The organism is Ligilactobacillus saerimneri DSM 16049, assembly GCF_000423265.1.
Classification (GTDB): Bacteria; Bacillota; Bacilli; order Lactobacillales; family Lactobacillaceae; genus Ligilactobacillus; species Ligilactobacillus saerimneri.
In genome coordinates, this window is sequence record NZ_AUHQ01000036.1 from 1 (window position 1) to 14,950 (window position 14,950).

Consider the following 14,950-nt stretch of genomic DNA (forward strand, 5'->3'; position numbering starts at 1 on the left):
ATAAGATAGTGGTGCCCATAAAGGTCCTTCTTTCTAATGGAATGTTGTAACGACACCATTAAAGACCTTTATGGGTTTTTCTGTCCACTAAAATGTTCAACTTAAATTTTACAATCTGCCATATAAAAAATCGGGCTGTGAGATTAAACTCGCAGTCCGATTTTTGTTTACTAATCTTATCGTATCAATTATTCAGCTGAATGTTGGGCTTGCATAGCTGCTTGCTTTTTAGCGGCTAGTTTTCTGTCTCCGTGGATGATATCAATTACAGTCCAGACAAGTAAAGCCAAGATTAAAACAATCAAGAAATATGCAATGTTATGAGCCAAAGCAATCTCATGAGCAGAAGGATTATCGCCGAAGAAATCAGTGATGTTTTCTGGCAATCCTTTGAGGTTGAGGAAAGTTAGCCCAATAACTGAGATCCAGCCAACAACCTTAACCCATAGAGAGTTCTTGAACCGTGCTCCCATTTCGTGCTCACTGTTAGTCATTAATAATAACGGTAACATAGAGAATGGTAATGCAAAAGCAAGGAATACCTGGGAATTGTTCATCAAGTTATTAATTGCTTCGTGTTGTTGGATAGTTGATTCACCCGAAGTCAACGCAACACAGATCAATACAGGAACAACGGATAGTAACCGAGTGATTAAACGCCGTGCCCAGAGCGGCATCCGCATATGGATAAAGCCTTCCATGATAACTTGTCCTGTCAGAGTCCCTGTAATCGTTGAGTTTTGACCAGAAGCCAATAAAGCAACGGCAAAGAGGACTGACAAGATACCTGATTTAGCAACGGCAATTAAAACCCCGTTACTCAACATTGAAGTGTTAGATAAAGCTTCGTACAGACCAAAGAATGATGGATCTTTAACAGCCCCAGTCTTGAAGACGGCTACCCCCATGATCAAAAGAAGGGAGTTAACAATAAATGCAAAACTTAACTGGATATTGGAATCCCATGCAGAGAACCGTACAGCTGTTGCGACATCTTCTTCATCGTTATGGTCAATGGCCCGTGTCTGTGAAATAGCAGAGTGCAGGTAAAGATTATGTGGCATAACCGTTGCCCCAATAATCCCTAAAGCCCCGGTAATTGGTGTTTGACCACCGATTGATGGTGATTCAGCAAAAGTTTTAGTAGTTGGTACTAAACCAGCAAAAACGCCACCCCAATCAGGATCAGATAATGCTACTTGATAGACGAAAACAAATAAAATAACAAAGATTAAGGCAACAACGATTGCTTCGATTTTTCGGAAGCCAATTTTCGTCAGCAGCAATAAGACTAAAACGTCAAGGACAGTGATAAAGACAGCGTAAGTTAATGGGATACCAAAAAGTAAGTACAAGGCAATAGCAGCCCCAATAACTTCAGCGATATCAGTCGCCATGATGGCAAGCTCTGTCATAATCCATAAAATAATCCCTAAAGCTTTGCTAGTTCGAGCTCGAATTGCTTGAGCTAAGTCCATTTGTGTCACAATTCCCAGTTTAGCTGCCATATATTGAAGTAACATCGCAATTAAACTCGAAATTAAGATCACGGACATCAGTAAGTATTGGAAGTTTTGTCCCCCAGTAATTGAAGTTGACCAGTTACCTGGATCCATATAACCAACAGCGACTAAAGCTCCTGGTCCGGAGTAGGCCAAGAGGGTTTTCCAGAAACCCTTTCCCTTAGGAACCTTGACCGTTCCGTTGATTTCCTCCAATGATGGTCCATTAGCATATTCAATAAGCTTATGCTTCTTGTTAGTATTTGCCAAAGTAAATACCACCCTTTCTTTCCATGTTCAACGGTATTGTACAACATTTTTTTATAGAATAAAACAATTTTTTAGGCTTACCTTATTTTTAGGGTGGAGATACTATCATGAAAGGGTTTTAAATTAGAATAAGATACAGCATTTTTAACAAGAAGTAAAAACGACAACGAATGTAGAGTTGTTATAATATAATACAGATCGATGTAAAAACACTATAACGATGAGGAAAACAATGCGAAAAGAAGAATTATTGGGTTATTTTGATAGTGAACAGCCTAAACGTCCAAGTGTTTTACGCCAGCTTTTAAAAGGAAAGACAACTAGTTCATCATTATATTGGGGATTAGTTTACGGGTGGCTGGATGTGATTAAAATGGATCCTAATCTTGTGAATGAACAATTTAAGCAGGATATTGCTGATCTTGTGCAAGCTGGTTATTTGACTGCAAATGATGATCGTACTGTATATTTGACTGAGCAGGGTAGGAAGTATTACCAAGAATGGCGACATGTTCACTGGCCATTACAACGCACGAAACTTTTTGCTGACTATAATATTGAACGATGGCGAGTAATATTGCGCTTGTTAGTTCAGGTTTGTTCTGAATTTAGCTATGCAAATAAGAACTATATTGTGGTAACTAATGATATCTATGCCCAAAATCAAGTTCGCCGTTGGTTTAGTGGCCAAAGTAATAAGCAACAAGTTGTTCGCCAATTTACCCAGTTACTCCGCGTATGCTTAGCCAATTGTAATCCCCAAGAAGCAGATGTGTTTGCCAATACGCTAATTGGACACCAAGTTAACGGGTTGACCAATGCTCAAATTAGTCAAGCAGAAAATATAGATGAAGATGATATAACCAACATTGTGATTAATATCACTAACCGCTGTTTACAGGAATGGCAAGGATCGGTGGTTCAACCATTGATTACTGCAGTCAGTGCTGGAGGGGCGGTTCCCATAGCAGCCCAACGAACATATCAGGAGTTTATGCAGGGGGTACCGCTGGCTAAGATCAGACAGATTTATCATTTACGCCAAAGTACAGTGGAAGAACATATGCTTGATAATGCTATTGTTTTGGACGATTTTCCGTACTGCCACTGGGTAAGCTCTGAATTATATGAGCAACTCAAGGGATTAGCGTTTACTGGCGAAACTACAATTGCCAATTGGAGGTTTCGGGAAGCTCAGCAGTTGATGCCAGAACTTGATTTTATTACTTTTCGTTTATTTCAAATAATGTATGTAAAGGGTGAAAAAGATGGTAGCCACTAAGGATGAACTGCAACATTTTTTAAAACATCATTTTGGTTATGCAACATTTAAGCCCGGACAGCTAGCGGTAATACAACAATTATTAACTCCTAAAGATACAGTAGCAATTATGCCAACTGGTAACGGCAAATCGTTGTGTTACCAGTTTATGGGTGCTTATTTAAAGAAAAAAGTTTTAATAATTTCACCGTTATTATCCTTGATGCAAGATCAAGTTGAACAATTGCGGTTGTTAGGTTTTAAACGATCAATAGCCTTGACTTCGGCTTTAACTTATTGGGAACGAAGCTTTGTTATTAACCACTTGGAAGAATACGATTTTATCTTTGCTTCCCCTGAGATCCTAGCGACTCCACAAATCAAAGCAACTATTCAGCAGATGGAATGGGGGTTGCTGGTAATAGATGAAGCTCACTGTATATCCCAATGGGGACCGGATTTTCGTCCTGATTATTTGCAGTTAGGTGGGCTGCGATCAGAGTTACAAGATCCCTTAACTTTGGCTTTAACTGCGACAGCAACACCAAAAGTACAACGCGATATCATAGCGCAACTGCATTTACAAGGAGACGATCCAGTTATTCGCCGGCCCGTTAACCGTAAAAATATATATTTGAGTGTTGTTAGAGCCTCAAGTCAAGAAGAAAAGAAACAAGAATTGTTTGCGTTGGTAAGGCGTCTGCAAGGACCAGGATTAATTTATTTCTCTAGTAAAAAGTTAGCCGATCAGATGCAGGTCCAATTACAGAAAGAAACGAACTTACGGGTAGCTACATATCATGCTGACTTGAGTAAAGAGGACAGATTTATTATCCAACAGCAATTTTTACACAACAAATTAGATGTTATCTGTGCTACCAGTGCTTTTGGGATGGGGATCAATAAGGGAAATATTCGGTTTGTAATTCATTTTCATATACCAGGAGACATGGAAAGTTATGTCCAAGAGATCGGGCGGGCAGGTCGTGACGGCCAGCCTAGCATTGCAATTCTTCTGTATAGCCAGGGCGATGAAATGATTCAACAGCAGTTAACCGCTGCAACTGTTCCAACTAACAACGAGATTCACTTTGTTTATAGTTTGAATGAAAAGACATCTTTTACGGGGATAGATGATGATAAATTTAAGGTGATTAAGGCGTTTATTGAACGGGGGTTCTCGGAAGAAGCAACCACGCGCTTTTTTACTACACGCTTTCAGGATAAAGAAAAAGCGCTGCAAGTGATGACCACGTATGCTCAAGGGACAACTTGTCTGCGACGCTTCATTGATACTTACTTTGCTGAAAAAGACGCTCATCAGCATGATGAAATTTGTTGTAATTATGACGTCACACAATTACCACTAGCCAGATTAGGATTATTGCGCACCAAAAGTGTGACTCCTTCATATACTATTCAATCGTATAATGCTATTTTGGATAAGCTTTTTTTAAATTTATAGAAGTAGGGTCGTTTTCTTTTAAGATTAAGAGTACATGGGCTATTTAACTATGGTAAAATGTCAATGTATAACCAATGAGGAGGAATCGTTCAATGAATCGTGACGACAGGGATTCACGGGGCCAAGTGGAAGATAACAAGCCTTGGGAAAATCAATTCGAAGATGAACGTGATGACAGGGGCAATTACTCGCGGACAGCAAATAAGCGCAAGAATAGAAATAATACAGTATTAACGACATCACTGTTGATCATTTTTATTGTGATTATTTTGGGAACTATTGGTTTATATTTCCTATCGCAAAAGACTGCAACAAAAACAGTTGAAAATGATGCTGATAGTGTTGAAGTAGTGACATCTAGTGAAGGTAAGCGCAAAAGTAGTTCGACGCATAAGGCTAAAAAGGCAACTAATAAAAAAGAAAAGAAAAAAGCTACTAGTACGTCTGCTGAAATAACCAGTAGTAAGAGTGAAGCAAGCAGCTCTGAAGTAAGTTCCAGTAGTTCCGAGGCGTCATCTTCGAGTGCTGCTAGTTCTTCTAGCCAGGAAGCCAAGCAGTATGCGACAGTTGGTCAAGGACAAGGAATTTATCGGGTAGCAACAAATAATGGATTGACAGTAGACCAGTTGATTCAACTCAACCCAGGGTTGTCAACTTCTTCCCAACTTAGTCCTGGACAACAGGTACGGATTAAATAATAAATTTGGATAGAGGCTGGGAATGACCAGCCTCTTTCCTTTGCTAAGGAGCATACATTAATACGGTGGGCAAGAGGACCATTATTTAATGCGTTTGGCGCGTGGGCATAATATTTTTAATGTGGTAAAGGGTGAATAGAGTTATGAAAGAAAATATGCAAATTGCAATTGATGGGCCGGCATCGGCAGGTAAGAGTACTATTGCCAAGCTGATTGCCAAAAAGCTGCAATATATTTATTGTGATACGGGAGCTATGTATCGGTCAGCTACTTATGTTGCACTGAAAAATAAGGTACGGTTGGATGATGATGCTGCGTTGGCACAGATGTTAGGTCAAATGACAATTCGTTTCCAACCAGGGGAAACTGAACAACGGGTGTTTGTCAATGACGAAGAGGTAACTGACGTTATTCGGACACCAGAGATTGCTAACAATGTCTCAGTTGTAGCTGCCCAGCCAAGTGTGCGGGAAATCTTGACAGCACAACAGCGCAAGATTGCGGCCCAAGGGGGAATTGTGATGGATGGTCGAGATATTGGGACAGCTGTTCTTCCGCATGCACAAGTGAAAATTTTCTTAATTGCAAGTGTTCACGAACGAGCCGTTAGACGGTATAAAGAGAATGTAGCTAAGGGAATTAACACACCATTGGCAACACTGGAACAAGAAATTGCTGCGCGTGATCAAAAAGATTCGACCCGCAAGATTTCCCCATTAACAAAGGCTAAAGATGCAATTGAAGTCGACACAACTTCAATGGGGATTGAGGAAGTTGTAGCGAAAGTAATGGCTATCGTCAAAGAAAAGGAACAAGAATAATTGATAGCACAGCATTAAGAGTGAACAAAATGGTTCACTCTTTTTTATTGCAATGATTTCGATAAACGGGTTTAAAGCAAATGAAAATATAACGCACAAGGAATAGTTTTTAGAGTTTGTTGCATTTAGAATGCTTCATATTGATGAAAAAAAGAGAAGCATTTTTAAAGAGTAGCGGAATAATGTTGTTATTCGTTAAAATTTTTCCTAGCATTTAAATTGAATATAAGCTAAAATAGAGAGCAGAGTTAGTCGTTAAGGAGGACATTGTCCATGAGTGAAACAGAAGCAAACAAGGATTTATTAGAAGCTCTAGATAAAGTGACAGAGGTTAAAGTCGGTGATGTTGTTAAAGGTGAAGTTTTAGCAACTGACGATTCTAACCAAGTCATCGTTGGTATTGGTGATACTGGTATCGAAGGTGTCGTTCCTGTCCGTGAATTGAGCGTTAAGGAAGACGAAATCGAAGATAAGATTAAGAAAGGCGATGTACTGGACTTAGTTATTATCTCTCGGATCGGTTCTGACAAGGAAGGTGGCAGTTACTTACTTTCCCAACGTCGTTTAGAGGCTCGTAAAGTATGGGATGATATCGAAGCTAAGTTTGAAGCTGGCGAACACATCACTGCTCCTGTTACACAAGTAGTTAAGGGTGGTTTGGTTGTTGATGCTGGTGTTCGTGGTTTTATTCCTGCATCTATGATTTCTGACCAATACGTTGCTGATTTGAACCAGTTCAAGGGCCAAACTTTGGAACTTAAGATTGTTGAAATCGAACCAAGTGACAACCGCTTGATCCTTTCTCACAAAGAAATTGCTCGTGAAGAACGCGAAGCAAAGAAGAAGGCAGTTATGGATAAGTTAGTTGTTGGTGACGTTGTTGAAGGCAAGGTTGCTCGCTTAACTAACTTCGGTGCTTTCATTGACCTTGGTGGTGTTGATGGTTTAGTTCACGTTTCCGAAATTTCTTATGAACGTGTTGGTAAGCCAGCTGATGTGCTTAAGGTGGGCCAAGATGTTAAGGTTAAGGTATTGGCTGTTGATGAAGAACGTGATCGGATTTCACTTTCTATCAAGCAAACTTTACCAGAACCATGGGAAGAAGTAGCAGAAAAGATTGCTGAAGGTGACGTTGTTGAAGGTACTGTTAAGCGTTTGACTAGCTTTGGTGCTTTCGTAGAAGTGTTACCTGGTGTTGAAGGTTTGGTTCACATTTCCCAAATCTCTCACAAGCACATTGCTACTCCTAACGAAGTCTTGACTTCTGGTGACAAGGTTAAGGTTAAGGTCTTAAACGTTGATGCTCCAGATCACCGTTTGGCCCTCTCAATCAAGGCTTTACAAGCTAAGCCAGAAGGCGAAAAGAAGAGCGAAGGAAAGGCACACAACAATACTGAACGTGTTGAATTACCTGAAGAAAATACAGGTTTCACATTAGGTGATATTGTTGGTGACGAACTTAAGAACTAATTAAGTTTTAAAAAATTCTGGCCTAAGTTTTCTTGGGTCAGTTTTTTTATTTTATCAGTACAAGGAGGAAAAAACATGGCAAAACCAATTGTTGCAATAGTTGGGCGGCCTAACGTCGGTAAGTCAACTATTTTTAACCGGATTGCCGGAGAACGTATTTCAATTGTAGAAGACACTCCTGGTGTAACCCGGGACAGAATTTATACCAATTCTGAATGGCTTGGCCATCCTTTTAGTATGATTGATACTGGTGGGATTGCCGTTGGTGACGAACAATTAGTTCAGCAGATCAGTGAACAAGCAGAAATTGCAATTGATGAAGCAGATGTAATTGTCTTTGTTGTTAGTGTTCGAGAAGGGGTTACTGATGCGGATGAAAAAGTAGCTAAGATTCTGTATCGGACTAATAAGCCGGTTATTTTGGCAGTGAATAAGGTTGATAATCCTGAACAACGTGCTCAGATCTATGACTTCTATTCACTAGGTTTTGGCGACCCAATCCCGGTAGCTGGAACACACGGAATTGGTACGGGGGACTTATTAGATGCGATTGTTAAGAATTTCCCTGAAAATGCTGGAGATGAAGAGGACGACAGCATCAAGTTCAGCTTTATCGGCCGCCCTAATGTGGGTAAGTCTTCATTAGTCAATGCTATCCTGGGTGAAGAACGGGTAATTGTTTCTGGAATTGAGGGAACAACACGTGATGCAGTTGATACTAAGTTTACCACTGCTGATGGTTCTGAATTCACAATGATTGATACTGCTGGGATTCGGAAAAAAGGGAAAGTTTACGAAAATACGGAAAAGTATTCTGTAATGCGGGCCCTGCGTGCAATTGATCGTTCAGATGTTGTAGTTATGGTATTGAACGCAGAAGAAGGCATTCGTGAACAAGATAAGCATGTGGCGGGATATGCGCACGAAGCGGGCAAGGGCATTATTATTGCTGTCAATAAGTGGGATGCGATCAAGAAGAATACCCATTCGCTGAATGATTTCACGGCTGCAATTCGCCAAGAATTCCAGTATTTGAGCTATGCGCCAATTATTTTTGTGTCTGCTAAAACCCACCAGCGGTTAGGTGAATTACCGGCTTTGATTAAGCGAATTAATGAAAATCATGGACGGCGGATTCAATCAGCAGTACTCAACGATGTTATTATGGATGCATTGGCCTATAACCCGACGCCAACAGATAATGGGCGCCGCTTACGGGTATACTACACAACGCAAGTTGCTACTAAGCCACCAACATTCGTAATCTTTGTTAATGACCCTGAATTGATGCATTTCTCATACGAACGTTTCTTGGAAAATCGGATTCGCGAAGCGTTTGACTTTGAAGGGACGCCTGTGCATCTGATTGAAAGAAAGAGAAAATAATGCCTTTTTTCAGTAATAAAAAAAGGCTAAAAGCCTTGTTATGATAGGCTTTCTATGCTATTCTAGCAATGAACAATGATTTGTTGGTCATTGTTTCATCGATTTTGAGTCATACTCAAAACGATTATATGACATAGCAATATGTCTAGTTTTAATTGAGGAGGTGAAACACATGGCAAACAAAGCTCAATTAATCGACACAGTTGCAGAACGGACTGGTTTGACTAAGAAGGACGCAACTGTTGCAGTTGATGCAGTATTCGGTTCAATTCAAGATTTCCTTAAGAAAGGCGAAAAGGTACAACTTATCGGCTTCGGTAACTTTGAAGTACGTGACCGTGCTGCTCGTAAGGGTCGTAACCCACAAACTGGTGCAGAAATCGAAATTCCTGCAAGCAAGGTACCAGCATTTAAACCAGGTAAAGGTTTGAAGGACGCTGTTAAATAAGAAAAAGATAATTTTTCAAGAAAGTCAGAACCATTGTGTTCTGGCTTTTTTTAATATATCCTTGAAGGAGCTACTAAAAAGTGAGGGGTTAGAGATAATGTCTTTTTCAGAAGAAACACTCGATTTAATCGCACAAGGGAAAATCGATGAAGCCCACAAAAAGTTTGCCTGGGCGCTGCGCAAAGATGATGATGACACTTTGTATAGTTTAGCCGAAGAACTGTATTCGTATGGACTGTCAACCTGGGCCAAAAGAACATATACCAAGCTGTTGGAACGTTATCCGGATGAAGATAGTCTGCGTACAGCCCTGGCGGATATTGCGATTGGGGAGGGTAATGATGACGAAGCACTGAACTATCTGGCAAGTATCCAGCCTACTTCTCCAGCGTATTTGGAAGCTTTACTAGTAGCAGCTGATCTTTACCAAACGCAGGGTATGTTTGACGTTAGTGAACAAAAACTACTCACAGCTGCTAGTTTAGCCCCAGATGAGCCTGTCATCCAATTTGCCTTGGGGGAGTTATATTTCAATACTAAGCAATATACAAAAGCGATTGGGTGCTACTTAGACCTAATTAAACAGGGAATTCTGAACTTGTCGCAGGTCAACTTAGTTCAACGACTAGGACTATCTTATGCTGGAGCAGGCCGATTTGAACAAGCATTAGGTTATTTGGAGCAAATCCATGACGACCAACTGGATAATGATACTTTATTCCAACTAGCCTTCACCCAGTTACAATTAGATCGTGTCGATGATGCTGAACGAAACTTCAAGAAATTAATTGACGAAGACAGCTCCTATGGGACTGCCTATCCTTATCTGGCACAAATTCAAGAAGATAAAGGGGATCTCGCCCAAGCTTTGCGTACCTATGAAGAAGGTTTAGCTGTGGATGAGTATAATACTAACTTATACCGTAAGACAGTTGAGATTGCGCTTAAATTAGGGAAAACAGCATTAGCTGAGAAGTTATTGCGGCAAGCTTTAGAACAAGATCCTCAAAACATGACGTTGGTTGTCCAGTTGAGCAATCTTTTAGTGGAATTGAAAAAGGATACAGATAATATTCAATTACTCAAACAGTATTTGGGTGATGATGAAGTTGATCCCCAACTATACTGGAACTTGGGACGGGTATATGCACGGCAAGACCAATTGGCATTAGCTGAAGAAAATTATGATGCAGCTCGGACATATTTAGGACAACAGGATGATTTCATTTACGATGCGGCGTTCTTTTATCGCAACGTCGGACGGCGTGATGATGCACTCGAGTGTATCAACGCTTACCTCCAAAGACATCCTAATGACAGTACAATGTTAGATTTGCAAGATCAATTAATGTATGAATAAAATAATAATCCCTGCTTGGTGAAACACCAGGCAGGGATTATTTGTTAATGCGTAGTAGTTAAGAGATAGGCTTGCTGACGGTAATAGTTAAGCGAAGTGGGGGTTAAACGTAAATGATGACAAAGTTCTGCGTCAGAAAGGGACTGGTGGTGCAGAATGTAAGCACATACCGCATTACGGTAAAGTTCACGGGGAATAAGGGGGAACGGGGCGTACTTTTGATCGGCTTTGAGGTACTTGTGCAACCCCGGTAGGCTCAAGCGGGGGGCAGCAAGATTGATACGTTTTTTCAAGAAAAGGTCTTCGCATTCCTGAAGTTGCCGGAGCTCAGCGTAGACAGCAGTATATTCTGCTAGAAATGCTTGTTCCATGGGTTGCAAAGTGATTTTGTTCAGAACTTTATAGAAGTTAGGTGCCATAAATTCCTGCACCGTAAAAAAGTGAGCCGAGCACAAGAGAACCATTCGAGTGTAGAACGACAGCTGTTTGTTTTGGAGTAGATTTGCTAAATTATCACACCAATTTAATGGAATCTGTGAGAGTGCTTGACGGTGTAACCCTTTGAGTTGTAGCGTAGGCAAAGTAGTTGTATATCTTTGACTAAACAAAAAGGAAAAATAAGTATTCAAATGAGTCAGTACCTTATTGTAGGTAGTATTTTTAATATTACGCTTGCTTTGAAGCATATTGAAATAGTCACGAATGTCAGCTTCGTGAATATTATCTAGTTGGGGTTGGTCTTGGTAAGAAAGATTAAAATGACGTAAATAGTTGAAGAGATCAGCTACGTCGTGACAGATATCGTTAATAGTAATTTCTTCAAGATTACGGTGGTAGAGATGAAAACGAAATTGCTTTTCGTATGGGAAACGCATGCCTATTCGCTCCTTAATTCGATAATTAAAATGTTACTTTAATTAAAGTATATATAATACAGGACAATCTGTCGACGAGGAGGTTATAATTTAATTGTAGCGGAAATTATTTTTTGAGGAAAAATGAATGGAGCTTTAAATAAAGAATGACAGCAGCCTCTGTTTTGATGGTTACCTTTGAGAAACATGTACTGGAGTGAATAAAATGAGTTTATATGATGTTGCGCTGAAAATCGCAAGTGATGCACATAAGGGGCAGGTCGATAAAGCCGGGGTTGATTATATCCAGCACCCAATTTATGTTGCCAGTTTAGTGACTGATGAAAAAGCTAAAGTGGTGGCATTACTACATGATGTGATTGAAGATTCCGCGTATACACTTGCTGATTTGAGGGCTAAGGGCTTTACAGAAGAAATTGTTACAGCAGTTGCCACGTTGACTAAACCCAAAAATATGTCCTATGAAGACTATCTTAAAAAAGTTAAAGCTAATCACCTAGCTTGGAAAGTGAAGTTAGCTGACTTACAACACAACTCCGATTTGACCAGGTTGAGTAAGGTTAATGAAGACGACCTAAAAAGAGTCCAGAAATATCAAGCGGCAATCACATTTTTAATGGCGTAATTAAGCTCATTAGCAAGTATGCTCTAACAGTGAATATGTTATACTAATCATATTAAAATAAAGATTTAGACAAAGGGATGATATTGATGGTCAAAGTAATCGTTGCTGGTTTTAAAGGCAGCATGGGTAATAAGGCAACACATATGGTGATCGATCATGATGATTTTGAGTTGGTCGGGGTCTTTGATCCTACCGCTACTGAAAAAAATTTAAGTGAAATTGCAGAATTTGCAGCTTATGATGTTCCGGTTTACCAAGATTATGAACAAATCAACACTGACCAGGCAGATGTGTGGATCGACTTTACTGTTCCACAAGCTGTATATACTAATACCAAGTTTGCCCTTGAACATGGGGTGCGGCCAGTAATTGGAACAACTGGGTTGACAGATGATCAGGTGGTTGAATTGCAGCAGATTGCCAAAGAACGAAAGATTGGTGGATTGATTGCACCAAACTTTGGATTATCAGCAGTATTGTTGATGCAATTTGCACAACAAGCTGCTAAGTACTTCCCTAATGTGGAAATTATTGAGATGCACCACGATAATAAGCTGGATGCTCCAAGCGGAACGGCTGTGGCAACTGCTAAGAAGATTGCAGAAGTACGGGAAGCCCACCACCAAGGCAACCCTGATGAAAAAGAAACTTTAGCTGGTGCACGGGGGGCAGACTATGAAGGGATGAAGATCCATTCAGTTCGATTACCAGGATACGTGGCTCACGAACAAGTACTCTTCGGTGCACCTGGGGAAGCTTTGACAATTCGGCAAGATTCATTTGATCGGTCTTCCTTCATGTCAGGAGTAGCAGTGGCGGTTGCCAAAGTCGGCACAGCGCAAGAACTCTTAGTTGGATTGGAAAATCTCCTATGATTGTTGAACAGATTCCCAGTGAATTTCAACAAGCATTACCAGTGCTCAAGACCATTCAGGATAATGGCTTTGAAGCTTATTTTGTTGGTGGTAGTGTTCGGGATACGATCCTGGGCTTGCCGATTCATGATGTGGACATTGCCACCAGTGCGTACCCGGCAGAAGTGAAAGCGCTCTTCAAGAAAACGGTTGATACAGGAATCGAACACGGGACAGTAATGGTAATTGATCATGGCGAAGGCTATGAGGTAACGACTTTTCGGACTGAATCAGGATACCAAGACTACCGTCGCCCTGATAAGGTAACGTTTGTGCGTTCGCTTGCAGATGATCTGAAGCGACGTGATTTAACTATTAATGCGTTAGCAATGGATATGAATGGGGAAATCGTTGACTTGTTCGGAGGTTTAGATGATTTAAAAAATCACTTAATCCGGGCGGTTGGTGTTCCTGCCGAACGTTATCATGAAGATGCCTTGCGGATGATGCGAACAGTGCGATTTGCAAGTAAACTTGATTTTGCAATTGATCCTACAACAGAAAAGGCTATTGCAGAGAATGCACCCTTACTAGCCAAGATTGCGGTCGAACGGATCCATGAAGAATGGGTAAAGTTGCTTCAAGGACGTAACATCAAACGGGGTGTGCAAGCTTTTATTGATACTGGCTTGTATCAATATTGTCCTGGTTTAAAGGACTACCGTGCCGAACTAGCACAATTGTTGACTTTGCCAGCGATCAAGTTAACTTCAGAAGAAGCGGTTTGGACATTGATCACTACACTTTGTGAGCTAGACGATAGTCAGGTTAGTCGTTTATTACGGCAGTGGAAGTCTTCCCGGGAGATTATTCACAATACGCTTAAAGCCCGTGTTGCTTTACGGGCTTTGCGGCAACAGCAATTAGATGCGCTCATGCTATACCAAACAGGGTTGCCACTATTGCTAGTAGCTAATCAGGTAGCCGCTTTTTTCAAAAATCAGGTTGATGAAACAGCCCTTCGGACCCAGTATGAAAAGTTACCGATTAAATCAAAGCGCGAGTTAGTTTTAACCGGGAATGATTTACTTAAAGCAAAAATCATAACGCCAGGCCCACGGATGGGGCAAATACTGAATACGCTTGAAGTTGAAGTGGTGCAAGGGAAAGTTGCCAATCAAACGGCTGCGCTAATGGGCCGTGCCTGTGAGTTAGCTAAACAAAGCGATTAAAAAGTAAAATAGCAAAATAGTTTAGAACCGAACCATAATTTTTGCTTTGGCAAAAGTAGGGTTCGGTTTTTTTCGGTGGATTTATTCGTGGTTTTTAAAAAATAGGAAAGTGTAAGCGAGCATAAAGATTGTAGCGATTCCAAAGCCCAGCATAAGGATACTATGACGTAAAGAAAAATATACGATATAAGCGAGCGTCCCTAATAAGTAGGCGACTAAAGTATAGTGGAATTGTTTTTTCTTCATTACCATTGACCTCCAAGTGAGCTGAAAAAGTAACTACTACACTTCAAACAATAACATACTTCATGTGCTTTGCATATTCTCACAAATAAATAGTTACTTTAACTAAAGTAAAAATAAAACGCTGATTGTAAAATCAAATTGAACACTGTTCCGATCTAGTAAGTGAAAATCGTTTTTACTGGATCAGAGCACAAAAAATCCATTTCAACCTTCTGGTAGAATATGAATTACCACAAAACATTTCTAGAGAGGTTAAAATGGATCATTCATATTCTAACACTAAACCACACCAAAAGGGAAAGCACCTTTCAAAGGATGATCGAATTACAATTCAAGTGATGCATTCTATTGGCTGCTCAAACCGTGCCATTGCTAGAGAGCTTAACTGCTCGCCAAGTACAATCGGATATGAGCTCAAAAGAGGCACCGTATCCCTT

Annotated in this window: 14 protein-coding genes; 12 read left to right on the plus strand and 2 right to left on the minus strand. The window is 40.4% G+C overall.

The genetic code is table 11. The annotated features are described in order from the left end of the window. Positions 1-188: 188 nt before the first annotated feature. Positions 189-1,772 (minus strand): Nramp family divalent metal transporter, encoded by a 1,584-nt coding sequence (locus tag G541_RS0107550; protein WP_027827041.1) that lies wholly within the window; start codon positions 1,770-1,772, stop codon positions 189-191. Positions 1,773-2,004: 232 nt separating this feature from the next. Here G541_RS0107550 and G541_RS0107555 point away from each other — a divergent pair, with 232 nt between their 5' ends. From G541_RS0107555 to G541_RS0107590, 8 genes are all read left to right on the plus strand, one after another. Beyond that, a complete protein-coding gene (locus G541_RS0107555; RefSeq protein ID WP_027827042.1) occupies positions 2,005-3,054 on the plus strand; it encodes a YpbB family protein in 1,050 nt (349 codons plus the stop codon). Next, the gene (locus G541_RS0107560; protein ID WP_027827043.1) at positions 3,041-4,498 is read left to right on the plus strand and encodes a RecQ family ATP-dependent DNA helicase; all 1,458 of its coding nucleotides are present in this window, start codon (positions 3,041-3,043) and stop codon (positions 4,496-4,498) included. Before G541_RS0107555 ends, G541_RS0107560 begins: the two co-directional genes overlap by 14 nt. A 92-nt stretch (positions 4,499-4,590) precedes the next feature. Further along, entirely contained in the window at positions 4,591-5,196 is a 606-nt protein-coding gene (locus G541_RS0107565; RefSeq protein WP_035163193.1) for a LysM peptidoglycan-binding domain-containing protein, read from the plus strand. Between the two features lie 143 nt (positions 5,197-5,339). Next, positions 5,340-6,017 carry a (d)CMP kinase gene (gene cmk, locus G541_RS0107570; protein WP_027827045.1) on the plus strand — a complete coding sequence of 226 codons (678 nt, stop codon included), beginning with the start codon at positions 5,340-5,342 and terminating at the stop codon, positions 6,015-6,017. A 273-nt stretch (positions 6,018-6,290) separates the two neighbouring features. Next, entirely contained in the window at positions 6,291-7,487 is a 1,197-nt protein-coding gene (gene rpsA / locus G541_RS0107575) for a 30S ribosomal protein S1 (RefSeq protein ID WP_009554528.1), read from the plus strand. Positions 7,488-7,562: 75 nt separating this feature from the next. Continuing rightward, a complete protein-coding gene (der, locus tag G541_RS0107580; RefSeq protein ID WP_027827046.1) occupies positions 7,563-8,873 on the plus strand; it encodes a ribosome biogenesis GTPase Der in 1,311 nt (436 codons plus the stop codon). 172 nt (positions 8,874-9,045) lie between these two features. Further along, a complete protein-coding gene (locus G541_RS0107585; RefSeq protein WP_009554524.1) occupies positions 9,046-9,321 on the plus strand; it encodes an HU family DNA-binding protein in 276 nt (91 codons plus the stop codon). A gap of 97 nt (positions 9,322-9,418) precedes the next feature. Then, the gene (locus G541_RS0107590) at positions 9,419-10,681 is read left to right on the plus strand and encodes a tetratricopeptide repeat protein (RefSeq protein ID WP_027827047.1); all 1,263 of its coding nucleotides are present in this window, start codon (positions 9,419-9,421) and stop codon (positions 10,679-10,681) included. 44 nt (positions 10,682-10,725) lie between these two features. Here the strand turns inward: G541_RS0107590 and G541_RS0107595 are convergent, their stop codons facing one another. Continuing rightward, a complete protein-coding gene (locus G541_RS0107595) occupies positions 10,726-11,556 on the minus strand; it encodes a site-specific integrase (RefSeq protein ID WP_027827048.1) in 831 nt (276 codons plus the stop codon). A gap of 205 nt (positions 11,557-11,761) precedes the next feature. Between G541_RS0107595 and G541_RS0107600 the strand changes: the two genes are divergently transcribed. The 4 genes from G541_RS0107600 to G541_RS10270 form a co-directional block, all read left to right on the plus strand. Further along, a complete protein-coding gene (locus tag G541_RS0107600; RefSeq protein ID WP_027827049.1) occupies positions 11,762-12,181 on the plus strand; it encodes an HD domain-containing protein in 420 nt (139 codons plus the stop codon). An 86-nt stretch (positions 12,182-12,267) separates the two neighbouring features. Further along, positions 12,268-13,056, plus strand: coding sequence for a 4-hydroxy-tetrahydrodipicolinate reductase (gene dapB, locus G541_RS0107605; RefSeq protein ID WP_027827050.1), 789 nt, complete (start codon positions 12,268-12,270; stop codon positions 13,054-13,056). After that, on the plus strand, positions 13,053-14,267 hold the full coding sequence (locus G541_RS0107610; RefSeq protein ID WP_027827051.1) for a CCA tRNA nucleotidyltransferase: 1,215 nt from the start codon (positions 13,053-13,055) through the stop codon (positions 14,265-14,267). The genes dapB and G541_RS0107610 overlap by 4 nt, the downstream gene beginning before the upstream one ends. 503 nt (positions 14,268-14,770) lie before the next feature. Next, positions 14,771-14,950 (plus strand): helix-turn-helix domain-containing protein (locus tag G541_RS10270; protein WP_155824530.1); only part of this gene is annotated, 180 nt, incomplete at its 3' end.